The organism is Anaeromicrobium sp. (assembly GCF_025210435.1).
Classification (GTDB): Bacteria; Bacillota; Clostridia; order Peptostreptococcales; family Thermotaleaceae; genus Anaeromicrobium.
Window position 1 is genome coordinate 1 of sequence record NZ_JAOART010000059.1, and the last position, 24,455, is coordinate 24,455.

General features: G+C 30.8%; 19 protein-coding genes. 14 read left to right on the forward strand and 5 right to left on the reverse strand.

Annotation, left to right across the window (positions count from 1 at the left end; translation table 11 throughout):
• The first annotated feature begins 269 nt into the window (after nucleotides 1-269).
• On the forward strand, nucleotides 270-2,369 hold the full coding sequence (locus tag N4A57_RS07060) for a methyl-accepting chemotaxis protein (protein WP_293657132.1): 2,100 nt from the start codon (nucleotides 270-272) through the stop codon (nucleotides 2,367-2,369).
• Between the two features lie 320 nt (nucleotides 2,370-2,689).
• Entirely contained in the window at nucleotides 2,690-4,789 is a 2,100-nt protein-coding gene (locus N4A57_RS07065; RefSeq protein WP_293657134.1) for a methyl-accepting chemotaxis protein, read from the forward strand.
• Nucleotides 4,790-4,877: 88 nt separating this feature from the next.
• Here N4A57_RS07065 and N4A57_RS07070 read toward each other — a convergent pair whose 3' ends face one another.
• From N4A57_RS07070 to N4A57_RS07090, 5 genes are all read right to left on the reverse strand, one after another.
• Nucleotides 4,878-6,023, reverse strand: coding sequence for a Ger(x)C family spore germination protein (locus N4A57_RS07070; RefSeq protein ID WP_293657135.1), 1,146 nt, complete (start codon nucleotides 6,021-6,023; stop codon nucleotides 4,878-4,880).
• 23 nt (nucleotides 6,024-6,046) lie between these two features.
• Complete coding sequence (locus tag N4A57_RS07075) at nucleotides 6,047-7,117, reverse strand: GerAB/ArcD/ProY family transporter (RefSeq protein ID WP_293657136.1); 1,071 nt, start codon at nucleotides 7,115-7,117, stop codon at nucleotides 6,047-6,049.
• Nucleotides 7,110-8,594, reverse strand: a complete 1,485-nt coding sequence (locus N4A57_RS07080; RefSeq protein ID WP_293657138.1) for a spore germination protein — start codon at nucleotides 8,592-8,594, stop codon at nucleotides 7,110-7,112. Before N4A57_RS07080 ends, N4A57_RS07075 begins: the two co-directional genes overlap by 8 nt.
• A 382-nt stretch (nucleotides 8,595-8,976) precedes the next feature.
• Entirely contained in the window at nucleotides 8,977-10,137 is a 1,161-nt protein-coding gene (locus N4A57_RS07085; RefSeq protein WP_293657139.1) for an iron-containing alcohol dehydrogenase, read from the reverse strand.
• A 90-nt stretch (nucleotides 10,138-10,227) separates the two neighbouring features.
• Nucleotides 10,228-10,593, reverse strand: coding sequence for a MerR family transcriptional regulator (locus N4A57_RS07090; RefSeq protein ID WP_293657140.1), 366 nt, complete (start codon nucleotides 10,591-10,593; stop codon nucleotides 10,228-10,230).
• A 312-nt stretch (nucleotides 10,594-10,905) separates the two neighbouring features.
• Here N4A57_RS07090 and N4A57_RS07095 point away from each other — a divergent pair, with 312 nt between their 5' ends.
• From N4A57_RS07095 to N4A57_RS07150, 12 genes are all read left to right on the forward strand, one after another.
• A complete protein-coding gene (locus N4A57_RS07095) occupies nucleotides 10,906-11,925 on the forward strand; it encodes a BMP family lipoprotein (RefSeq protein ID WP_293657141.1) in 1,020 nt (339 codons plus the stop codon).
• Between the two features lie 79 nt (nucleotides 11,926-12,004).
• The gene (deoD, locus tag N4A57_RS07100; protein ID WP_293657142.1) at nucleotides 12,005-12,703 is read left to right on the forward strand and encodes a purine-nucleoside phosphorylase; all 699 of its coding nucleotides are present in this window, start codon (nucleotides 12,005-12,007) and stop codon (nucleotides 12,701-12,703) included.
• A gap of 152 nt (nucleotides 12,704-12,855) precedes the next feature.
• Nucleotides 12,856-14,391, forward strand: coding sequence for an ABC transporter ATP-binding protein (locus N4A57_RS07105; RefSeq protein ID WP_293657143.1), 1,536 nt, complete (start codon nucleotides 12,856-12,858; stop codon nucleotides 14,389-14,391).
• Nucleotides 14,391-15,470, forward strand: coding sequence for an ABC transporter permease (locus N4A57_RS07110; RefSeq protein ID WP_293657145.1), 1,080 nt, complete (start codon nucleotides 14,391-14,393; stop codon nucleotides 15,468-15,470). The genes N4A57_RS07105 and N4A57_RS07110 overlap by 1 nt, the downstream gene beginning before the upstream one ends.
• 5 nt (nucleotides 15,471-15,475) lie before the next feature.
• Entirely contained in the window at nucleotides 15,476-16,438 is a 963-nt protein-coding gene (locus N4A57_RS07115) for an ABC transporter permease (protein ID WP_330671478.1), read from the forward strand.
• Between the two features lie 325 nt (nucleotides 16,439-16,763).
• Nucleotides 16,764-17,768 (forward strand): LacI family DNA-binding transcriptional regulator, encoded by a 1,005-nt coding sequence (locus tag N4A57_RS07120; protein ID WP_293657146.1) that lies wholly within the window; start codon nucleotides 16,764-16,766, stop codon nucleotides 17,766-17,768.
• 87 nt (nucleotides 17,769-17,855) lie between these two features.
• Nucleotides 17,856-19,160, forward strand: a complete 1,305-nt coding sequence (locus tag N4A57_RS07125) for an MATE family efflux transporter (RefSeq protein ID WP_293657147.1) — start codon at nucleotides 17,856-17,858, stop codon at nucleotides 19,158-19,160.
• Nucleotides 19,161-19,651: 491 nt separating this feature from the next.
• Complete coding sequence (locus N4A57_RS07130; RefSeq protein WP_293657148.1) at nucleotides 19,652-20,902, forward strand: hypothetical protein; 1,251 nt, start codon at nucleotides 19,652-19,654, stop codon at nucleotides 20,900-20,902.
• A gap of 17 nt (nucleotides 20,903-20,919) precedes the next feature.
• A complete protein-coding gene (locus tag N4A57_RS07135; protein WP_293657149.1) occupies nucleotides 20,920-21,171 on the forward strand; it encodes a response regulator transcription factor in 252 nt (83 codons plus the stop codon).
• Nucleotides 21,168-22,871 carry a sensor histidine kinase gene (locus N4A57_RS07140; protein WP_293657150.1) on the forward strand — a complete coding sequence of 568 codons (1,704 nt, stop codon included), beginning with the start codon at nucleotides 21,168-21,170 and terminating at the stop codon, nucleotides 22,869-22,871. Before N4A57_RS07135 ends, N4A57_RS07140 begins: the two co-directional genes overlap by 4 nt.
• Before the next feature lie 432 nt (nucleotides 22,872-23,303).
• Entirely contained in the window at nucleotides 23,304-23,600 is a 297-nt protein-coding gene (locus tag N4A57_RS07145; protein WP_293657151.1) for a hypothetical protein, read from the forward strand.
• Between the two features lie 14 nt (nucleotides 23,601-23,614).
• Nucleotides 23,615-24,109: a hypothetical protein gene (locus N4A57_RS07150; RefSeq protein ID WP_293657152.1), complete on the forward strand. Its 495-nt coding sequence runs from the start codon at nucleotides 23,615-23,617 to the stop codon at nucleotides 24,107-24,109.
• Nucleotides 24,110-24,455 lie beyond the last annotated feature (346 nt).

Genomic DNA, 24,455 nt, shown 5'->3' on the forward strand with positions numbered 1-24,455 from the left:
AGTAGTTGAAAAATATGGTATAAATTTAACAGGATAAGTATGCAGCCAATCACTGGAATAATAATCCATTATAAGAATATTATTCAATTGTATGACTGCATACTAGTTTGGAAATATATGTTGTACGAAATATGAGATATATTGACGAATATACAAAAAATTACCAAAAAAGAAACAATAATAAATTTTTTCTGATATAATTGAATACGGATTTGTAGATATTAAACTAATTGAAGGAATCACAAGAGAGAAAAAGGGAGGAATTAAAATTGAGGCTTAGAACACGGTTAATAGCTTTAAATTTAGGAGTTATGATAATTATATCTACACTTATTATGGGGTATTTAATAGATAGTACTTATATTAATGTGAAAGAAAATAGTATTGAAAAAATTCAAATCCAAACAGACAATATTTCCAAGGAAATGGAAGAAATTCTTAATAAGGCCCAATATGATGCTAAGGCTATTACAAGTACATTGGTAAACCTGAAAAAAAGTGGTGGAACTAATAGGGAAGTTGTTATAGAATTATTAAAAAATAAATTAGAAGAGAATAAAAATTATGTATATTCATGGGTAGTATGGGAACCTAATGGATTTGATAATGAAGATCATAATAACATAAACAAACCTGGTAGTGATAATAAAGGTAGATTTCTTCCAATTTGGGGAAGAAGTGGAGAAAAGCTAACGCTAGAAAGTTGTGAAAATGTAGAGAAAAAAGATTACTACTCCATACCAAAGAAGACTAAAAAACCCTATATTACTGATCCACTAACCTATGAATTAAATGGTGAAGAAGTTACAACTATTGAATTTTGTGAACCAATCATAATGGAAGGAAAATTTTATGGTGTAGTAGGAGTAGATATATCCCTAAAACAACTTACATCTATTAACTCATCTGTAAAGTTATTTAATAATGGATTTGGTAGGCTAGTTAGTGAGAAAGGAATTGTATTAGCCCATCCAGAGGAAGAGATGGTAAATAAAATTGGTGGTGAGTTTAAGGGGAAATCAGGTAATGAATATTTAGAAAAGATTCACAAGGGAGAAAAATTTATGAATACTTCATGGTCTACTAGTATGGAACAGGATGTTTATAAGTTTTACACACCTATTAATTTTGAAGGAAGTAATTTGAAGTGGTCTTACACAACAATAGTCCCAATAAAGGAATTGATGGAAAAAACCAATAAAATGATTCGTATGGCAGTAGTTAGTACAGTTATTGGCATGTTAATTATAGTGGGTATTTTGTACTATAATAGTAAATATGTGGTAAAATCAATAGTTTTAGTTTCTAAGGAAATTTTTAAATTGGCAGAACATGACCTTACCTTTGATGAAAAAAATGAGGCAATGAAGTTATTAAAGAGAAAAGATGAAACGGGAGAAATGGCAAGGGCCTTGGGAAGAATGAGGAAAAATTTTATTCAATTAATTAAAGAAGTACAGGATGTGGCAGGTCAAGTATCCTCATCTTCAGAAGAGTTAACAGCCACATGCACACAGGCAGCAGATAGCTCAGAGGAAGTATCAAAAACTATTGAAGAATTGGCGAAGGGAGCTATGAACCAGGCACAGGATACGGAGGATGGTGCCGGAAAAATTAATGATCTAGGGAATTTAATTAAAGAAAATCAAGACTACATGGACCAGGTAAATAATGCATCTCATAATGTATATGATTTAATAAATGAAGGGCTAGAGGTCATAAATGATCTAACACATAAGACGGAGGAAAGAGGAGAAGCAGCCAGTGAAATATTTAAAGTCATAGAAGAGACCAATATGAGTTCTGAGAAGATTGCAAATTCTAGTAAAGTAATTGCAGCTATTGCAGAGCAAACAAATCTATTGGCATTAAATGCTGCAATTGAGGCAGCAAGGGCAGGTGAGGCAGGAAGAGGTTTTGCAGTAGTAGCGGAGGAAATAAGAAAGTTAGCAGAAGAGTCTACTAGTTCCACAAAGGAAATCGATGTGGTAGTAAATGAATTAATTGGAAACTCTTCAAATGCAGTTTATAAGATAAAGGAAGTTGAGGCTGCTGGTGGAGAACAAGCTAAAAGTGTTAATGAAGCTGAACGTAAATACAAGGAAATATATAAGGCTATGGAAGGAACGGAAAGTGCCATTGAAAAAATGAGTGATTCTGTACACAAAATGGAAAATAGAAGAGAAAATATTTCTCATGTGATTAGATCCCTTTCTGCCATAGCAGAAGAGAATGCTGCAAGTAGTGAAGAAGCTTCTGCATCAACTGAAGAGCAATCAGCTTCCATTCAGGACATTGCAAATGCTAGTGAAAATTTATCCCAATTAGCTCAAGTATTACAACAAACTATTTCTACATTTAAGCTATAAGTAATGGGAGAAGAATAAATATTTTGGAAAGTGACTATAAAACAATGTAGTCACTTTTAATATTTTAAAAGAAGGTAACATGAAAATTGCAAGTAATTTACATTCTATAAGGTTAATTATAAATGTTATTGACATATATTTGTAAAAACTTACAAAAATTTTCATAAAAATAAACAATAATAACCTGTTTTTTGATATAATTTAATTTGGTACGGAGCTAGCTGAATAATAGAAGGCAAAACTAGTGATTTATTATTGTGAATTTATACATATGGAAAAATTTAAAAAATCATAAGACAGAAGAAAAGGAGGAGTTTAAATTGAGACTTAGGACACGGCTAATGGTTTTGAATTTAGGAGTTATGATAATTATATCTACACTTACTATGGGGTATTTAATAGATAGTACTTATATTAATGTGAAAGAAAATAGCATTGAAAAAATTCAAATCCAAACAGATAATATTTCCAAGGAAATGGAAGAAATTCTTAATAAGGCTCAATATGATGCTAAGGCTATTACAAGTACTTTGTTAAACATGAAAAAGAGTGGTGGAACTAGTAGGGAGGTTGTTGTAGAATTATTAAAAAACAAATTAGAAGAGAATAAAAATTATGTATATGCATGGGTAGTATGGGAACCTAATGGATTTGATAATGAAGATCATAATAACATAAACAAACCTGGTAGTGATAACAAAGGTCGCTTTCTTCCATGTTGGGGAAGAACTGGAGAAAAGTTAATGCTGGAATATTCTGAAAATACAGAGAAAAAAGATTACTACTCCATACCAAAGAAGACTAAAAAGGCCTATATTACTGATCCACTAACCTATGAATTAAATGGTGAAGAAATTACAACTATTGAATTTTGTGAACCAATCATAATAGAAGGAAAATTTTATGGTGTAGTAGGATTAGATATATCCCTAAAACAACTTACATCTATTAACTCATCTGTAAAGTTATTTAATAATGGATTTGGTAGGCTAGTTACTGATAAAGGAATTGTATTAGCCCATCCAGAGGAAGAAATGGTAAATAAAATTGGTGGTGAGTTTAAGGGTAACTTAGGTACTGAATATTTACAAAAGATTCAAAAGGGAGAAAAATTTATGAATACTTCATGGTCTACTAGTATGGAACAGGATGTTTATAAGTTTTACACACCTATTAATTTTGATGGAAGTAATTTGAAATGGTCTTACACAACAATAGTCCCAATAAAGGAATTGATGGAAAAAACAAATAAAATGATTCGCAGGGCAATAGCTAGTACTGTTATAGGAATGATAATCATGGTTGGTGTTTTGTATTATAATAGTAAATATGTGGTAAAATCAATAGTTCTAGTTTCTAAGGAAATCTTTAAATTGGCAGAACATGACCTTACTTTTCATGAAAAAAATGAGGGAATGAAGTTGCTAAATAGAAAAGATGAAACTGGAGAAATGGCAAGGGCCTTGGGAAGAATGAGGAAAAATTTTATTCAATTAATTAAAGAAGTACAGGATGTGGCAGGTCAAGTATCAGCATCTTCAGAAGAATTAACAGCCACATGTACACAGGCAGCAGATAGCTCCGAGGAAGTATCAAAAACTATTGAAGAGTTGGCGAAGGGAGCCATGAACCAGGCACAGGATACGGAGGATGGTGCTGGAAAAATTAATGATCTAGGAAATTTAATCAAAGAAAATCAAGACTACATGGACCAGGTAAATAGTGCATCTCATAATGTGTATGATTTAATAAATGAAGGGTTAGAGGTAATAAATGAACTAACACATAAGACGGAGGAACGAGGGGAAGCAGCCAGTGAAATATTTAAAGTCATAGAAGAGACTAATGTGAGTTCTGAGAAGATTGCAAGTGCTAGCAAGGTAATTGCAGCTATTGCAGAACAAACAAATCTATTGGCATTAAATGCTGCAATTGAGGCAGCAAGAGCTGGTGATGCAGGAAGAGGCTTTGCAGTAGTAGCAGAGGAAATAAGAAAGTTAGCAGAAGAGTCTACTAGTTCCACAAAGGAAATCGATGTGGTAGTAAATGAATTAATTGGAAACTCATCAAATGCAGTTCATAAGATAAAGGAAGTGGAAGCGGCTGGTGGAGAACAAGCCAAAAGCGTTAATGAAGCTGAACATAAATATAAGGAAATATATAAGGCCATGGAAGGAACGGAAAGTGCAATTGAAAAAATGAGTGATTCTGTACAAGAAATGGAAAATAGAAGAGAAAATATTTCTCATGTGATTAGATCCCTTTCTGCCATAGCACAAGAGAATGCTGCAAGTAGTGAAGAGGCTTCTGCATCAACTGAAGAGCAATCAGCTTCTATTCAGGACATTGCTAATGCTAGTGAAAACTTATCACAATTAGCTCAAGAATTACAACAAACTATCTCTACATTTAAGCTATAAGGCATATGAAAAAATGGTATATACCAAAAAATTCCTTGTATGGATACTTACAAGGAATTTTTTGATGGGAAAAATTCACATTATAGTATTAATAGTCTCCTCTTCCCATGTTCTCTACTTTAACCTCTACATTAACCACTATTTCAGAATTAGAAACTACTTTGTTCCAATCAATATCCCTATGTCTTCCATATTTACTTGCAGCAACTTTACCTAGTTCAAGACAATCTATTTCATAGTCCTTTTGCATTTTATTTATAAAATCAGCACTCATTTTTTCTACTTTTTTTTTCATTTTATTTTGGAAAATTTCCATAGTGGCTGAATTTGAATGTATATCAGGAAATAACTCATTTTCAATTATATTTCCATTCAAAGATAAGTCTATATAAAAAATATATTTACCATCTTTTTTTTCACAGTGAACTTTTTTAGATGTTTGTGGGTAGTAGCCTAGGTACTCTTTTGAGTTTTTTTTAAGTACAAGTATACCCTCTACATTATTCTCCCTTAATAAATTCATAATTCTTGTTTCTTCCATATCTATTTTTCTAATCATTTTATCTTCTTTGAATAAGGCCATTCCAGTAATTTGTAGTTTGTCCTCTTTTATTTCAATATAGGGCAATACAACATTTCTTCCTTCTGCCCCAATTCGTACAAAAACGTCTATGAGTTTATAGTTATCAGAAAAAAAATTATTATCCTTAGAACTTTCAATCATCCCTTCAATATAATCTACAGCATTAGGATATGAGGGGATTTCAAAATTAAGAATATCTTCAGCCTTTCCCTTACATATGGTTAAAAGAACTGTATCATTAATTGAGGCATCCTTAAAGTCAATGTCAACTAAATTTCTTATACCAAATTTTGCATATTCTTCACCAAAAACATATGCCTTTTCAACTCCTGTAATCATTTTTTTATTTAAAGATAGTTGTAGCTTTTCAATAGTATGGGAAAGGGAACTGTCTACCACCGTATAGGTTGTACTAGAAATTTTTTTCTCTTCATGGTAATCATAAAAGGACATGGATACACTGAATTTATCTTCAGAAGGAGCAAGGTCAATACTAAATCCAGAAGGAATATTAAGATTTTCAACGGGTAAATAGGTTACCCCATTACGAAAATATAGGTAGAATAAAATAAAAACAATGAATATAATTGTATGATTTTTTCTACTAAGTAAAGTATAAACTGAATTGGTTTTATAATGTTTTTTATCCATAAGTACCTCCAGAAGTAGTAAGTTTAATATTTAGGTTTAAATGATATGAGCAAAGCTAGTAATGTAAAGAGTACTAAATTAAAAATAATATAAGATGGTGAGGCAACAGATAGTATACTTTCTTTTAATAAATTATTAGAGAGTATTAAGGCAATGAAGACCATAAAAGGATAAATATATATACTTATTTTTTTTATGTCTACCTTTATAAATTCATTTATACCTAAAACGGATGCAAAATAATAGTTTGAAATAACTCTAATTACTATTAATACCCAAACAAAGGTGAATATATATCTAAAATTATTGATTACGGGTACCTGTATACTTTCAAAGACAAAGATATAAGACCAGTAGCTTTTAGGAAGAATGTCCACACCTAAATAGATTATGGTGGAGAATACAGCCCATACCCATATTGTTCCTCCTATAGCTACGGCTTTTAAGGTTTTTTCTTTTATTGATTTAGGGTCTACTACATATGGATAAAGTAAAAAAATAGATTCCCAGCCTGTATAATAATAGGCCGTTATTTTATTTGCTTTTATAATATTTAATAAACCCGTACCAAATATGGGCTGTATATTTGATATATCACCATCTTTAATAGTAACTAGAGAAAATAATACTATTAAATAACCTAAATTAATTAATTTGTTCATTCTACCTAAAACATTTAAGTCATTAGAAGAGGCATATGCTCCTAGTGAAATGGCTACTATAATGATTTTTAGAGGAGATAAAAATGGAACAATATAAGTCAGTGAAAGATTAACAAAATCTGATGTAACAGTTAAAGCAACAAGTGTAAATTGTGAAATAAATATGAAATTTATTATATTCCCTAAAAGATTACCAAAATATTTTTTGTTCAAAAGTAATATGCCATCTGTAGGATGTCTAGCTATTATGAAGTTGGCTATGAGAATAACATAAAGGGGATATGTTAATCCAATTATTGCTGAAATCCATGCATCATGTCCGGCAGTTTCCACAAGGGCATTAGAAAATCTTAAAAAGGCTGGCCCAACTGAAAAACCTATCAATAAGGAACCTAGTTCACTTGAATTTATAAGATTTTTCTGTTTATTCATTCTTCTTTCCTCCTGAATATTTTCTAAAATCCTTCTGCCTTATGGGGTTATTATTTGGAATGGATTTAGGTCTATTGTTCATCTTCCAAAGGGGTGCCCTAATAAATATATCCTTTAGATCTCCCTCTTTTAGAGAGAAATAAGGAACTCCAAAACTCTCTAAAGAGTAAAGATGAACTATCAAAAAGAACATACCAGATGTTATTCCTAAAAATCCCATAGCACTTGTAAGAATGAGCATAGGAAATCTAATAAACCTTATACTAAGGGACATTTCATAATTAGGTATTAAAAAAGTAGCTACAACGGATATACCGATTATAAGTAGTGTGGTAGGACTTACTATTTTTGATTCAACAGCAGTATTTCCTATTATAATTCCTCCCACTATACTTAAGGTGGATGCTATTCTAGGAGGAAGTCTTAATCCTCCTTCTCTTAAAAACTCTACGACTATTTCCATGGCTAATATTTCAAGAAAAGGGGTTAATGCTATTCCTTCTCGGGATTGTACAATTGGATTGAGGAATTTTATAGGTATAAGCTCAGCATTGTATTGTATTAGAGTTAAATAGATAGATGGTAATGTTATTATTATAAGAACCGCAACTATTCGTAGAAGCCTTGTAAAGGATGATACTATGGTCCGTTCACTATAATCTTCTACAGCTTGAAAAAATTCTACAAATATGGCTGGAGCAGTAAGGACATAGGGAGTTCCATTTAATATGATGGCTACACGACCTTCAAGTAAATTTGCTTTTACAATATCTGGTCGTTCAGTACCATATATTTGTGGGAAGATGGAATAGGTACTTTCTTCTAGATATTGTTCTAGAATACCAGTATCATTTACTGCATCCACATCTATGTTATTTATTTTATCTCGAATTTTTTTTAAAACATCTTTATTTACTATGTCTTCAATATACATTAATACTAAGTTAGTTTGAGAACGCCTGCCAATTTTTAAATTTTCTATTGTTAAGTTCTTATCTTTGATTTTTCTCCTTAGCATACTAATATTAGTTTCTAAATTTTCTACAAAACCTTCCCTAGACCCTCTCACAGTAGATTCTGTTGGAGGGTCACTTATGGTACGAAAATTACCACCAGCTGTGTCTATTACGATAAAATTACTCACTTTGTCAATCAATATGACTGTTTTTCCTGATTTAATAGAATCTATAACATTAATAATATTTGTTTCTATTTGCACATTGGGTAAAGGAATATATTTTTTACAAATATATTCTGCAGTATGGTTATTTATAGTTATATTTTCATCTACTTGAAACATTAATGGTTTTAAAATACCTCTTTCAATAACATCTTTATTTACTAACCCATTTACATATATGATGGTAGCATCAAAAGTTTTTTTATTTCCAATAAAAAAATCCTTTACAATTACAGGGCTGTTACTACCTATTTCATTCATAATTAAATCTATATTTGCCTTCATATTTGTATCCATAATTATCACCTTATTATAAAATAGTATAAGTTTGTATATTAAAGATTTTAGCCTAAAATTTTTGTTTTATACATGGACCATTCTATCTTTCAAAACTTAAGGCATATTAAAAAATAAGATAAAAAAAGTATTGACTTAGAGTTAACTCTAAGTCATATCATTAGGAAAAATAATTTATTTATGAAGGATAATGAAATATGAAAGTAGTAATTTTACTGGTTATTTGAATTATTTTCTTCGTTATGGAATCCCTTACATATGTTTAATATGCTCGCTCACCATGCCTTGAAAATAATCCAAATTACTCAGTAACTTGACTAGTTTATTTTTCTCATATGTCTTAAATCTCAAAAGAGAAAATCAACTAGCACAAGGAGTTAACTTACATAGCTTTTTCTAAAATCTCACGACTTATAGATAGGGTCAAATCACCAGTTTCGGAGATATTCGTATGCCCATGATTTTCTAAATTAGAAACCACAAGATCTATTTTATCAGAGGTTAGGCCATAGTCTGATAAGCGAGTTTTTATACCTAGGCTTTCAAAAAATTCTCTTGTTTTCTCAATGGCCAAGTCAATTTTAAGATCATCATTTTCTTCTGTAATACCCCATACCCGTTCTGCATATTGTATTAGTTTATCTCTCTTCTTATCTTTTCTAACACTCCAGATAGCCGGTTGTAAGATAGCAAGGGTTTTTCCATGATCGATACCAAATAAAGCAGTTAGCTCATGACCCATTGTATGAGTAGTCCAGTCCTGAGGAACTCCAGCTCCAATCAGTCCATTTAGCCCCATAGTAGCACACCATACAAGATTTGCTCTCGCATCGTAATCTTTAGGATTATCAATAGTCTTTTTACCAATTTCAATTAGTGTTTGTAAAATACCCTCTGCAGTTCTATCTTGAAATCTACCTTCAGCAGGATAAGTTACATACTGTTCGACTGTATGAATAAATGTATCTACAATTCCATTAGCCACTTGTGTTAATGGTAAAGTATATGTTATAGTCGGATCTAAAATTGAGAACCTAGGAAAAGATAGTGGGCTAAAAACAGGGAATTTACCACTTTTGTAGCTTACAACAGCACCCATATTCATTTCAGATCCTGTTGCAGGAAGAGTTAAAACGGTGCCAATAGGTAATCCTTTTGTAATGGAAGCTACTGCCTTTGGATTTGTTAATAACTCTGCTTTGTTATTACCTGTATAGTTGGCAGCTAGATTAATAAATTTAGTTCCATCAATAACAGAACCTCCACCAAGGGCTAGTAGAAAGTCTATGTCCTCTTTTTTTACTATATCTACAGCTTTCATTAAAGTTTCATATCTAGGGTTTGGCTCAATACCCCCAAATTCAACAATCTTACGATCCTTAAGAGATTTTTTAACCATATCTAGTGTTCCAAATTTCTTAACACTACCACCGCCATATAGAATTAATACCTTTGCATCTTTAGATATTTGACTATGTAGTTTATCAATTTGACCCTTTCCAAAGATAACACGAGTTGGATTATAAAATTCAAAATTAAACATATTTTTTTCCTCCTTTTATTTTCATAGCTAAGTATATATATTAGAGTGGACTCTAAGTCAAGTATTATTTTGAAAAAAATTATATTTTTGTTAACATTTACTATTGTTACTATTATAATATGCAAGCTTACTGTCAATTTTTTTTACAGCATTTTGTAAATCGTCAATCTGTTTCTGTACTTTTTTCTTGTGGTTCTCTAATATGGATTTTCTTTGAGCAACAGTATGTTTTCCCTTTAAACTTAAATCAACCATATACTTTATATCCTTAATTGACATGCCCGTTTCCCTTAAACAGCTAATTAAAGAAATCCAAATAATATCATCATCACTGAATTTTCTAATACCATTTTCATTTCTTTTAATATTAGTTAAAAGACCCTCTTTTTCATAATACCTTATTGCATGGGTGGTAAGGCCTGTTTTTTCAGATATTTGCCCTATTGAATAATTCATTTTAATTCCTCCTGTTATAATATTTCATAACCATTTGAAATAAGAAGATATTTTAATATGATTTTTTATATGTATATTACATTTTACACTGTTTATACAAATATTTCTAATTATATTTTTTTAGAGACTATATAGATTTTATATTTATAAAATTGCTTTATGAGAATCTACTTCAGGAAAATATATTAATTTAAAAGAGTACTTCATATATGGTGGATGAAAATTATTGACAAGATGGAATTTTTATAATATTCTATAGATACCGGTTTCAGTAAAACTTTATTAAATATTCCGAGAATTGGAGGGCAAAAAATGAAAAAGGTAATAGCTATCCTATTAATACTTGTTGTTCTTGTGAGTGTTGCTGCATGTGGAAGAAAGAGTGATGAAAATGCATCTAAAGGGAATCAATTAAGCATTGGTATGGTTACAGATGTGGGAGGGGTAAATGATTTATCATTCAATCAGTCCGCATGGGAGGGTCTTGGAAAGGCTAAAGACGATTTTGGTGTAGATGTAAATTATTTAGAGTCCAAGCAGGAGAGTGATTATGAAACTAATCTACAATTTTTGGTAGATGAAGAAACTGATCTCACTTTGGCCATTGGATATATGATGAGTGATGCCCTTAAGAATGCAGCATTAAACTTTCCAAATAATAAGTTTGCTATTGTTGATAATTCTTATGGTGAAGAAACACCATCTAACGTTGTTGGAATTACATTTAAGGAGCATGAGGCATCATTTTTAGTGGGGTATATAGCGGGTAAAATGACTAAAACGAATAAAGTTGGTTTTGTAGGTGGCGTTGATTTTTATGTGATTAACAAGTTTCAGTATGGGTTCATGTCTGGTGTGAAATATGCTAATCCAGATGCTGAAATTTTTGTTCAATATGCAGGATCATTTGGTGATGCAGCTGCAGGAAAGTCAATTGCAGAACAGTTTTATAATAGTGGGGCAGATATTGTTTATCATGCATCAGGAGCAACAGGAAATGGTGTAATTGAAGCTGCTAAAGAAAAGAATAAATGGGTAATTGGAGTAGACAGGGATCAAAGTGATCTGGCTCCGGAAAACGTTTTAACATCAGCTGTTAAGAGGGTTGATCATGCTGCTTATAGTATAATTGAGGATTTGCAAAATGGTAAATGGATGGGAGGAAAATCTGTAAGCTATGGACTTGCAGAAGGTGGTGTAGATATTGCTCCCACATCTGATAAGCATGTTCCTAAAGAAATACTAGATGAGGTTGAGGAATTAAGAAAGAAAATTATAGATGGTATTGTTATGGTTCCTGAAAATAAGGAGGAATACGAGAAAGAATTTTAAGGTCATAGAAAAAAGTAAGAAATATAATATGATAAAAACAGAAACCGATATCAGAAGATAGAATAAAGGAGGAAACAAAATGAGTACACATATTGGAGCCAAAGTTGGAGATGTTGCTGAAAGGGTACTTCTTCCAGGAGATCCACTTAGGGCAAAATTTATTGCAGAAACATTTCTTGAAGATGTGGTTTGTTATAACGAAGTACGAGGAATGTATGGTTTTACAGGAACTTATAAGGGAAAACGAGTATCAATTCAAGGAACGGGTATGGGAATGCCCTCCGCATCAATATACATTAATGAATTGATTGATAGTTATGGAGCTAATCGACTGATTAGAATTGGAACCTGCGGTTCTATTCAGAAGCATGTTAAAGTTCGAGATGTTGTCATTGCCATGTGTGCATCTACAAATTCAAATATGAATAAAAAGATATTTGGAAACCTGGATTATGCACCAAGTGCAGACTTTGAGCTTTTAAATGAAGCGTATAACCAAATTAGTACTATTGACTCCAATGTACATGTTGGAGGAATACTAACAAATGATTCTTTCTATGATGGAGATAAAAATGATATAGAAAAGCTAGCAGAGTATGGAGTATTAGCCTTAGAAATGGAAACTTCCGCATTATATACTATTGCAGCTAAAAAGAAGGTACAGGCTTTAACACTTTTGACAGTAAGTGATTCATTGGTAACTTGGGAAGAAACTTCTGCACAAGAACGTCAAAATACTTTTACTGATATGGTAAAAATAGCACTAGAGATTATATAGTTTCTTATACTTTTTATTTCCCTAGGTATGTTAAGTAGTTAAAGTTCTATTCTTAATACTATCTAGGGAGGTAAGTATAATTTAGGAAATCTACTTGTTTTAAGAGGAAAATACTATGGAAGTTTAATTATATAAAAGGAGGGAGGTTTATAATGAGTAAATATTCCTTTAGTCCAAATGAAGAAATGGTTGAAATGAAAAAAATAACGAAAAAATTTGGGAACTTTATAGCCAATGATGCAGTAGACTTAGAGGTTTATAAGGGTGAAATACATGCCCTGTTAGGTGAAAATGGAGCAGGTAAATCTACTCTTATGAACATTCTTTATGGATTATATACACCAACAGGAGGTTCAATAAAAATAGGTGGTAAGGAGGTAAAAATCACCTCTCCAAAGGTTGCCATAGAATATGGTATAGGTATGGTTCATCAACACTTTATGTTGATACCTGTATTTACAGTTTTAGAGAATATAATGCTAGGGTGTGAATCTACAGTTTACGGTAGTTTTATTGACAAAGAAACAGTTAGGGAAAATCTTATTAAACTTTCTAAAGAATATGGTCTTGATGTGGATCCAGATATGGTAGTGGCTGATTTATCAGTAGGAATGCAGCAAAGAATTGAAATATTAAAAGCCTTATATAAAGGGGCAGATGTTTTGATTTTAGATGAACCAACTGCAGTTTTAACACCTCAGGAGATTGATAGTTTGATTGAAATTATTAAAAATCTAGGAAAAATGGGAAAATCAATAATAATTATTACTCATAAATTGAAAGAAATTCTTGCAGTTGCAGACAGATGTACAGTCATAAGAACGGGTAAGAAAATAGGTGTAGTAAATGTAAGTGATACAAATGAAAAGGAACTTGCCTCCATGATGGTAGGTAGAGAAGTTGAATTTAAGGTAAAGAAAGAAAAGTATAAACCAGGTAAAGTATCACTAGAAATTAGGGATTTGGTAGTTGTGGATAATAGGGAACAAGAGGCTGTAAATAAGCTGAATCTACAAGCTTATGAAGGTGAGATATTAGGAATAGCTGGAATAGATGGTAATGGTCAAAAGGAGTTAATTGAAGGTGTCTTTGGATTAACAAACATAAAAAGTGGAGAAATAAAAATTAATGGACAACCTATACAAAATGAGAATATAAACTCAAGACAGCATGTGGGATTATGTTTAATTCCAGAAGATAGACATAAACATGGTTTAGTTTTAGATTTTAGTATATATGAAAATTTCATATTGAATGATTATAAAAATCCCAAATTTTCTAAAAATAGTATTCTAAATATTAATAATATTAAAGAGTTCTCTAAAAAAATGGTAGAGAAGTTTGATATACGTCTTAATCACATTGAAGATCGGGCGGCTGTGTTATCAGGAGGTAATCAGCAAAAGATTATTATTGCTCGAGAAGTAACAAACAATCCTAATGTACTTATTGCTGCACAGCCAACACGTGGACTAGACGTTGGAGCAATAGAATTTGTTCATAAAGCCTTGGTTGACCAAAGGAATAAGGGGAAAACGGTAATATTGGTATCCTATGAACTTGATGAGATTATGAGTTTATCTGATAGAATAGCTGTTATTTATGAGGGAGAGATTGTAGGTATTTATAAAGGAAGTGAAGTAGATGAATATAGACTTGGATTATTAATGTCTGGAGGTGATAAGTAGTGAAAGAAAAAATCAATAATTCTAAATTTAGAGCTACATTAATACTTACCATAAGATCCATTTTCTTTGGACTTGCTTTTGGTGCCATAGTACTTTTGTTATCAGGACATGATCCAATATTAGCATATGAGAAATTATTTATGGGTATATTTTCTAAACCAAAATATTTATGCTGGGTTGTTATTAAGTCAACGCCTATCATTTTAACAGGACTATCAGTTGCTTTTGCCTTTAGAACAGGATTGTTCAATATTGGAGCGGAAGGTCAATTTATGATTGGTACATTGACAGCAACAATACTTGGAGTAGTATTAGATTTACCGCCAGCTATTCATATTCCAATAGTTGTAATGGGAGCCATGTTAGCTGCAGGGTTATTTGGTGGATTTGCTGGATGGTTGAAAGGAACATATGGTGTTAATGAAGTTATTAGTACTATTATGCTAAATTGGATTGCCTTGTATTTAGCCAATTATTTTGTTTATTTACCCATGTTGAAGAACCCAGGTACAGAATCTACCTTCGATATAAGGGAAAGTGCCAAGATTAATTTTTCATGGTTAGAAACAATAACTGGTCCAGGTGTTAAGAATAATTGGGGGTTTCTTATAGTAATCATAGGAGTAATTATTATTAGTTTTTATCTATTTAAAACAACTAAGGGCTTTGAACTTAGAGCAGTAGGTTACAATAAACATGCAGCAAAATATGCAGGGATAGATATGAAACGTGCAATTATAAGATCTATGTTTATTGCTGGAGCATTAGCTGGATTAGCTGGGGCAGTTCAAGTGATGGGAGTATCTTATCATATTTCCAAATTGAGTATTTCAGAAAATTACGGTTTTACTGGAATAGCAGTTTCCCTATTAGGAAGTAATTCGCCAGTGGGGGTAATATTTGCAGGTTTAATGTTTGGTGGTATGCAGTATGGTGGAGCAAAAATGCAATTTGTGGGTGTGCCATCAGAAGTAATAAATATTATATTTGGAATTATTATTTTATCAACCACCATAACGGATATGTCTTGGTTTTCATTGAAAGTTAAAAATAAATTTATAAAACAAAGAGAGGTGTGAAAATAATGGATGTATTATCGATTATTGGCTTTCTCCTTGGTTCAACCCTCATGTATGCAACACCATTGATACTAGTAGCCATGGGAGCATTGTATTCTGAAAAATCAGGTATTATCAATATAGGCCTTGAAGGGATGATGTATTTTGGAGCATTTGCAGCTGCTGCAATAGCTTATTTTAATGGAAATGCTTGGATAGCTCTTTTAGGTGCAGGTTTGGGTGGTGCATTTTTTGGATTAATTCATGGTTTTGTTTGTATTAAGAATTATGGGAACCAAGTTGTATCGGGAATTGCAATTAATTTTTTAGCCCCTGGATGTGCTCTTTATATTTCTATGATGTTATTTGATGGTGCAACAATGACACCAGCAATTCCTACGGAAAGCAAGATTCCAAAGCTTTTTAATATGCTTTTTCTAAATAGTGGTGATAGAGGTCTAGCACAGTTATTAAAACTCATATTAAATCAATATGCTATTGTTTATATGGCAATATTGGTTGTAGCAATTACATGGATTATTTTCTATAAAACCAAGTTTGGACTAAGAATTAGAGCAGTGGGAGAGCATCCAAAAGCAGCTGCAACAGTAGGCATTAATGTTCAAAAAATACGATATATAGGTGTTTGTATTTCTGGTTTTCTTGCAGGGATAGGTGGCGCTGCTTATCCTCTAGCAATTGTATCCAATTTTAGACAAGGTCTAATTTCTGGTCAAGGGTATATTGCCCTTGCTGCTATGATATTTGGAAAATGGCGCCCAAAAGAGACTTTGGTTGCTTGTTTGATTTTTGGGTTTACTAAGAGTTTGCAGATATTCATAGGCGGTCCCCTAGTGGGATGGAATATTTCCGTAGATATTTTATCAATGCTACCTTATATAGTTACTTTAATAGTACTTGTAGTATTTGTAAAAGATGCTACATCTCCAAAGGCATTAGGAAAACCTTATAAACTAGATAGCAGATAGTTGCCAATGGAAGGGACTTTTATGGGATGATTAGATCCACGTAATTGTGTTATACTCTTTATAGTATAAATAGTTAATTTATGTAGCTGTTTTAAGGGATTCAATCATATGATTAGAAAAGGACTATAATCCCTATATTCTTTTTAGGATTAAGTTTTAGATTATGGACCACATTTATGAAGCGGTTATATAAGAGAAAAATAATTATTTAGGCAATGGTTAAAAAATAATTTCACATGATAGATTTAAAGAATTGGAAAAGTATATGAGTATTAAAGAGATAATGTGAACTAATTTTATAAGCTACCCTAGAAGGAGGATTTCATTGAATATAAAGGATATTGCACAATTAGCAGGTGTATCTAAGGCAACTGTGTCCAGAGTTTTAAATAATATTAAAGTTCGTCCTGAATATAAGGAAAAAGTTGATCGAGTACTAAAAGAAACGGGATATAAGCCAAATAGAATTGCAAGAGAGTTAGTTTCTAAAAAAACAAAATTAATTGGAATGATTATGCCCAGCATCAAACCAAATGTATATTCTCATGTGGTTGAAGGGGTAAATCGTCTCCTTCAAAAAAAAGGTTATTCTTTAATTCTTACTACAACCCTTGAATTTGGACAACAAAGTAGTAAGCATGAAGTAGAAGCATTGGAGTTTATGAAGGACCGTCAGGTGGAGGGGGTTATTTATGTACCTCAAATTATATGTCCAGAAATAATAGAATACTTAAAAGATTATGACACTCCTATTGTAAGTTTGACAGAAAAATTGAAAGGAACATCCATACCCGCATTAACCTTTGATGATTATAATGCTGCAAAATCAATAGTTCAGCATTTAATAGACTTAGGGCATAAAGATATTGCTTTTATTGGTATTACTGATGAATACTATGCTACAGGATTTCTAAGGAAAAAAGGTTATATGGATGCCTTAAAAGAAAATAATATGCCAATTGATGATGATCGTATTATTAATGGAGGATTTACATTAGTGGAAGGATATTCATCAGCAAGAGAACTTATGAATAAAGGGAATCTAAAACCTACTGCAATTTTTGCTGCACTCGATAGAATTGCCTATGGTACAATGAGTTACTTAAACAAGGCAGGCTATCGTGTGCCAGAAGATATTTCAGTTGTAGGGATTGATGATGACGATTTATCTAGTTATTACACTCCACCTTTAACGACAATTTACTATGATTTTGTGAAAACGGGAGAAATTATAGCTAATATGTTGCTTCAAATTATAAATGATAGACAAGTTTTAGTTGAGGATAGAAAAATGGGATTTTCTATAAGAAAAAGAGGAAGTGCAATTTAGTCTATTACTTGTAAAAAATCTTATCAACTATAGGAGTATGGATTTGAGAAAAATTGAAATAAATTGGGCAGAGAAGAGGTTTAGGATATGAAAAAAGAATTTTTAAGGTATGCCATCCCATCTGCCTTATCCATGTTTGTATCATCTTTGTATACAGTAATTGATGGAATGTTTGTAGGACAAGGCGTGGGAGATTTAGCTTTAGCAGCAGTAAATATAGATTTGCCATTTGTAGTAATGCTATTTGGTATTACGAATATGTTTGCAATCGGTGGAGGTGCTTTAGTTTCTAAAAATATTGGAGCTAAACAAATTGATAAAGCTGTAGAGATTTTTAGAAAAGTATTTAAGCTACTCTTAATTATTAGTATAGTTACAAGTGGTGTTTGTGTTATATTTGCCAATCCAATAGTAAAAATGTTAGGTGCTACAGAGAGTTTAGAAGGTTTATCAGCTGAGTATTTAAGGTATTATGCAATTTTTTGTATTCCAAACTTAATAGGAATATCCTTAAATAGCTTCGTCAGAAATGATGGAAGACCTAAATTGGCAATGATTTCAATGATAGCTGGTGCCATAACAAATATTATATTAGATTATATATTTATTTTTCAGCTAAGATTAGGAATAAAAGGAGCGGCTATAGCTACAGGATTAGGACAAATTGTTACAGTAGCCATACTATTAACCCATTTTTTCAGAAAACAGGGATATTTAACTTTTGGAAATGTAGAGTTAGATTTAAAAACAGTAAGAGAGTTTGCTAGCATAGGTCTCCCTTCTTTTTTTGCACAAATTAGCTACTCTATTATCGTATTAGCTAATAATATGGCTATTAGTAGAATTGCAGGAGAGGTTGGATTATCAACATATAGTATTATTAATTATATAAATACTAACTTATATATGATTCTTTTAGGATTGACCTTAGGTACACAGCCTTTAGTAAGCTATAATTATGGTAAAAAAGATAGTGAAAAGATGCTAGGTTTTTATAAGATTAATTGCATAGCATCCATGATAATAAGTATGGTTTTTCTTTCACTATGTGTATTGTTTGGAAAATTTATGATAGGAATATTTTCTAAAGATTTACAGATAATTGAACTAGGATATGGAGCGCTAATAATAGTAATTTCAAGTTATATTATGGTGGGGTTAAATTTAAATACCATTGTATATTATCAAGCAATAGAATATCCTAAATTTTCAAATATAATTTGTGCATTAAGATCCATTATAATTTTACCAATATGCTTGGTTGTTCTTGGGAACTTATTTGGCATGAATGGCATATGGATTAGTACAATATTCACAGAATTCTTAACCTTTGTATCAATTAGCCTAATAGCTAATATAAGAAAATATACACTTAAGGTTGTAACTTTATAGGAATATAATTAGGGGTAAGAGTTTGGAATTAAAAACACATTGACAGAATTAATGTTAAGTCTGTCAATGTGTTTTTGCATTTTATAATATAAGGCACATTCAAAAAATAAATTAGTCATTTCACTGGTTATTTGAATTATTTTCTTCGTTATGGAATCGCTTACATATGTTTAATATGCTCGCTTACCATGCCTTGAAAATAATCCAAATGACTAGTTTATTTCTTTCATATGCCTAAAATACAGCAACCTCTATTTAACGTATGAATATGAAATATATATTGGTAAATACAGGGTGTAATCTAGTTTAAGGTTCATTGAAATTATTTATTATATTAAATTAAATTAAGAAAATTAATGACTAGGGTCATTTTATGATGACTTTAGGATATTGTATAATAAAGGAAATATATTCTTATGGAGGTATTTGATGGGAGATGGTAGATATTACACTCCAGAACAATTTTTTAATATTATATACTTATTGTTTTTATGATTGTTAGTATTATGCTGTGCCTATATAAAGGTTCCTGGAATAGATTAAATAGGCAAATACTCATACCTAATGGGATTGTATCTATAGTTGTTGTACTTAACTTTTTTGAGGAAGTAATGGTAATAGAAGAAAAGGCCCTTATCCTTAGATATATTAGTAGTCTACTGTTTATAAGTGTAGATTTTTTATTTATTAACTTTAATCTAAATTATCTTATGGATAAGATAAATAAATCAATGGAAATAAGGAAATTAAAATATCCTTTGTATATGATAATGGCCTTAATTTTCATTATAAGTTTTTTTAGAGGAGAATTATTAATTAAGGATTATAATTTTAATTATACTGAATATGGTTTGAGTTATATATTAGGCTATGGAACAAGTATAATATATTTGGTATATGTTGTATTTTCTATTATGAATAATAAAAAGAAAAATATAGATATGAAATTTAGAGAAAAAGTATTTTTACTAGGTACCTCTATTCTTTGGATTTTATCCTTGAATATTTATATGGTAGCTATTATCTGGAATAAGATAAATATAAAAAGAATAGAGTTTATTATTTACCTGTTCATGATTATTTCTTTCAATATTATTTCAAGGCTATTTACCCCATATAGGGTTAGCTACTCTATCTTTAGTGATCTTAGAAATTTAATGCTTGACTATGTTTTTATTATAGATGAAAAGGGAAATATTATTTATAAAAATAACAGAGTAGAAAAAGCAGGTGTTTTCAACAATATAAATAACATTCATATAAGGCATATTAGTCTAATTTTTAATAAAGAGATAATAATTAGAAAGGCCTACAACAAAGAGTTTATTAAGTATCTAGGTAAAAAAAGCATATATTTTGGATATAGTGAAAAGCCAATAATAGAGGCAGAAAAGGTGGCTGGTCATATTATAACTTTCACAGATATAACAGGATTTATTAATATGCTAGATGAACTTAAGCAGAAACAAGAGGAAACTATGAAAACTAATATTAAGCTATCACAATACAAGGACATAGTCTATAACTTAGAAAAGGAAAAGGAGATAAATAGTCTACTTGATGAAATAGCAAATAATCAACAAAAATCAATGTTAGAATTAAAGGGTCATATGGATAAATTAAAAAAATGTTGCCATGATGATTTTATAGAAAAAATATCTATAATAATAAATACTGCAAAGGATGATCTGCAAGATGTTAGAAATGCAGTTACGGCTTATATGAATTATTATGATGAATAATATTATGGGAGGGAAAAATGATTAAAATAATAATTGCAGACGATCAGGTTCTTTTAAGAAAATCCCTAGGACAAATAATAAGTACTGACAAAGAAATAGATGTAGTTCATATGGTGGGAACGGGAAAGGAAGCAATAAAGGAAATAGGAAAGATCTTTAACTATACGGAAGGAACTATCAAAAATAAAGTAAGCAGAATCTATGAAAAATTAGGTATTTCAGATAGACTACGCCTTGCCGTTTATGCAGTAGAAAATGGTATAGGATGATGGATAATGTATTACAACTCGAAATTCAGACCATTTGTATTGTCCATATAGTGGACATGATTTTATCTATCATATTCTTCATGATATTTTATATGAAGGCTAATAAGGACCATCCATTAGAGTCTTTTTTGATTATGCAAATAAGTATGATAGGCTGGATGATATTTAAAATATTTAAAACAGTTTCACCTACAGAAGTATCAAGATGGTGGTTTATTGTGGCTTACTATTTGTGTGCCTGTATACTGGAGGTGGCTTTTTTAGAATTTGGTTATTCCTATTATAGGGGAAAACCACTGCCAAATAGAATTAAAGAACTTATTTATATATTTCCTATTATACGATTTATAATTATTTTAACTAATCCACACCATCATCTGTTTTATAAGACCTATGATTTTTTTGGTGATAGTTTCGGTATACTTTTTTATGTACATACATTAATAGAATATATATTTATAGCTATAGGATTTGTCTATTGTTACAAGACCTTTAAGGTTAGGTTTAAGAATAAGAAGAAAGGGTATAGGTATTTTATTTCCTCAGCCATAATAATACCACTTATACTAAATTTTTTATATATAACAAAAGTAATACATAAATTTGTATTTTCAATTGGCATACCAGTAATTTTTGACATTACCCCTATTGTTTTTACCTGGTCTATTATGGTATTTGTGTATGCCACCTTTAACTCTAATTTTTTGAGCTTGACACCCATATTAAAGCATGAAATCGTCCATAAATTAGATACGCCTATTTCCGTTTTAGATTCTAGTTTTCACGTTATTTATGTGAATGAAAAGTTAGATGAACTATTCTTTGGTGAGGGAAAGGGCATGATAGAAAAAATTTTAGCCAAAAATGATTTTAGAAAGATAAGAAATACAGAAATATATATTGATGATTATTATTTAAGCATTTATATTAGCCGGGTTAATACACTCCTTGAAACTCAATATATACTTATTGTTAAAGATATAACATCCTATAGAAGGGCACAAATAGAACTTTCCAAAGGGCAAAAGGAACTAGATAGGTCTAATGAGGAGCTTAAAAAAACAATATACACCTTAAAAGAAACCTCAAAAATAGGTGCTAGAAACTATGTGGCAAGGGAACTTCATGATATTATAGGCCATTCCCTTGTGGTAACTATTAAATTACTTGAGGTTGCTCGTCTTTATTTTAATAGGGATAAAAATCTCAGTATGTCAGCCATTGCTGATGCTTCTACATCTATTGAAACAGGAATCAGTCACATGTATGCCATAAAAAATAGTGATACCTTAAAAAATATTTATACCTTAAAAAATATTTATACGGGAGAACTTTTAAAAAAGGATCTTTCTAAGATACTTTATAATATGAAAAATATTAATTTAAAGACAAATCTTCATTTTAAAGGTACTTTTTATAGTATTGAAGAAAAAACATTTCATGTTATCAGAAAAGTATGTACAGAGCTTATAACCAACTCATTAAAACATGGAAAGGCTAGAGAGATATTCATTTCTGTCAATATAAAAAAAGATAATATAAATATACTCATAATGGATAATGGAAAGGGGTGTAGTAATCTCATAAAGGGAAATGGTCTTAAGGGTATTGAAGACAGGTTAAAACTAATAGATGGAACTGTAGAGTTTATTACTTCAAAAAATGAGGGTTTCATGAGTAAGATAAGTATTGAGAAGTAAATATAGGTTTGTCATTTGGAAATTAGCTTTATGTGGGCCTACTTCAGGAAAATATATTGAAAATTTTTTCCATTGAAGTCCCTGTCACATGCTAAAGTGTGAATATTGAATATAGGTTCATGCTTCATGTTTACTATGCATATGATGTTGTGACGTTCCACAATTTCAAAAATTTTCAATATATTTTCCTGAAGTAGGCAAGTTACTGTATAGAGAAAGCCTTGGGTTGATAAATCTATAATCATGTTAAAAATGACTTGCGTTTAAGTATAGTGACGTAGGTCATTTTTTTATGGCCAAATAAGTGACTGTAGAATATAGGTCAATGGCCTTTGCCATATTGAGAATAACCGATACCTTGAATATGATAAAAGTATCAAATAATAAGGAGGGTTTTAACATGTCAATTATTTATTTGGGAGGGATTAATAAATGAAAGAGACTAATAAATGGATATGTGTTTTAGCATATATGATATTCTTTATTCCTATTTTAGTGGATAGGGAAAATGAAGAGTATAGATTTCACGCAAATGAAGGATTAATCCTTTTTATAGTATGGGTAGCAATTAGTATTATAGGATCATTTATTCCAGTTGTTGGTTGGTTTGTAATACTTCCTGTGGGAGAGTTTTTCTGTCTCGTATTGGCTATCATGGATATGATAAATGGCTATAATGAAAAGATGAAAGAACTTCCAATTATAGGTAAATATAAATTGATTAAATAAGGAGATTGTTAATTATGAAGATAAAAAATAAATTATTTATAGCTATCATGTGTGTATTGGTCATAAGTCTAGCCTTAGTAGGTTGTGGTAATACAAGTGAAAAAATAGATGAGGCAATTAATCCACCAGCTGAAAATGTTGAAACTGCACAAAGTAATAATGACATGGAAAAGACTAATAGAAATAGTAAATTAGAAGCTAGGGCAAAGGAGGAAGGTATATCCGTTTCTGAAATGGAAAAAATCATTGATGAATTAACCATAATGACTGCTAAAAAGTATGGATCAACAAAGGAAGAATATATTGAAAACCTAAAGGAAGATGGGAAAACACCATTTGATGAAGTTGCAGTAGCTGCTGATTATATGGAGATTAGTATAAAAGAATATTATGAATATGAAAAGGCTAATGGAGCTAATCTTACAGATGAACAAAGGGAAACCATGTCAGCTATGAATAATGCTGCCAAGGAACTAAAAAATATTCACATTGAAGATTTTGAAAAGTAGGCAAATGATACTATTAATCAATTACAAGATTTACAAGGTGCTGGAGATAAGGTAGTTACGGGTCATATAAAGGAACTTTGTAACTATGAAGTATCTGAAGTTCTAAAAGAAATCAACGAAGAAGAGGTCTATGAAGTAACTTATACTTCCCTTGCCAAGTGTGGTAATATTGTGGCTTATTTTAAAGAAATGCTAGAAGGAACACCTAATTACGTAAAATTTGTACAAACAATCACAACAAATTTGGAAATATAATTCCAGTAATTATTATGTAATTCAGTTAAATTTAGCATAGATTTCAGCTTGTTTTTTACTGGAATAATATAACATAACAAAATAAATCATA